Genomic DNA, 1,233 nt, shown 5'->3' on the forward strand with positions numbered 1-1,233 from the left:
AAGAAAAAACACCTAGACTGCCATTGTCCGGTATTCAACCGGAGAGTGGCAGTTTAATTTTTGGAACGGTCGGATGTAGTTGTAATAATACATGTAATCTTCAACTTTTTGTTGTACAATGGCAGTGGTTAGGCATACCCTTTCCAGGGTATAGAATTCTTCCGACTTTAGCGAGGAGTGGAAGGATTCGATGACGGCATTATCAAAGCAGTTTCCTTTGCGGGACATGCTGGTGATAATGCCTTTTTCTTTTGTCTTCACCTGGAACGCACGGGATGTATACTGGGCGCCCTGGTCACTGTGCAGGATGGTTCCGGCCGTCGTTCGCTTCTGGCAAGCCAGTTCGAGTGTGTCCAACACCAGCTGGGCATCCTGGGTATCGCTAACTTTGTAGGCAATCACTTCGTTGTTGTACAAGTCCAGGATCGTCGACAAGTAAAGCATGCGTTCCCCGAAGGGGAGATACGTAATATCCGTCACCCACTTTTGATTCGGGGCGACCGCGTTGAAATTTTGTTCCAACAGATTCGGCACCACCAAATGGCTTGCCCCTGCCATCTTCTTGACCCGTTTGGGCTTGATTCGGCATTGGCTGTTGTATTTCTGCATGATTCGCTGCACGGTCTTCCGGTCTACGTTCATGCCGTCATTTTTCAACAGGCCTTTCACCGTGCGGTGACCCACCCGGAACTTCAGCTGTTTACAGATGGCGAGAACCTGTTTTTCCAACGCGGTCTTACCGAAGTCTTTCTTGCGCCACCGGTAATAAGTGGCACGCGAGACGTGCAGGCATTCACAGATCAGTGAGACGGAATAGGTGTCCTTGAAACAGTCGACCAGTTCTAGGAAGAGGGCGGGCTCCACCTTCTTTCCAATTCCCGGTACTTTCCCATTAGCTCTTCCTTCACTTCGTAGTACCGGACCTTTTTCTTCAATTCGTCTAGTTCGCTTAGCTCTGCATTGTAGCTGTATTGTTTCCCGACAGACTGCACCAGCCGGTGCGTTTCCCCGTTCCGGTACCACTTCATCCACGTCTTGATCTGCGATTTGTTTTTAATCTGATGAATCTCCATAATTTCGGCATTGGTATAGTTGCCGCTAAGTTTCAGTTGAATGACCGCTTGCTTAATTTCTTCTGGATAGAATCGCTTGGTTGATCCCTTTTTTGAACCCATACAGAAAAACACCTCCAATTTGTCGTGGATAACTACATACGACGATGGCGGTGTTTTT

The 1,233-nt window shown here is 48.2% G+C and carries 2 protein-coding genes; both read right to left on the reverse strand.

Annotation, left to right across the window (positions count from 1 at the left end):
• Nucleotides 1–12: 12 nt before the first annotated feature.
• The gene (locus tag FQV28_RS10280) at nucleotides 13–936 is read right to left on the reverse strand and encodes an IS3 family transposase (protein WP_255472890.1); all 924 of its coding nucleotides are present in this window, start codon (nucleotides 934–936) and stop codon (nucleotides 13–15) included.
• A partial coding sequence (locus tag FQV28_RS19495; protein WP_255472889.1) for a helix-turn-helix domain-containing protein occupies nucleotides 843–1,233 on the reverse strand: 391 nt, incomplete at its 5' end. The genes FQV28_RS10280 and FQV28_RS19495, both read right to left, overlap by 94 nt.

Origin of the sequence: Planomicrobium sp. CPCC 101079, assembly GCF_007859275.1 — a bacterium.
GTDB lineage: Bacteria > Bacillota > Bacilli > Bacillales_A > Planococcaceae > Planococcus.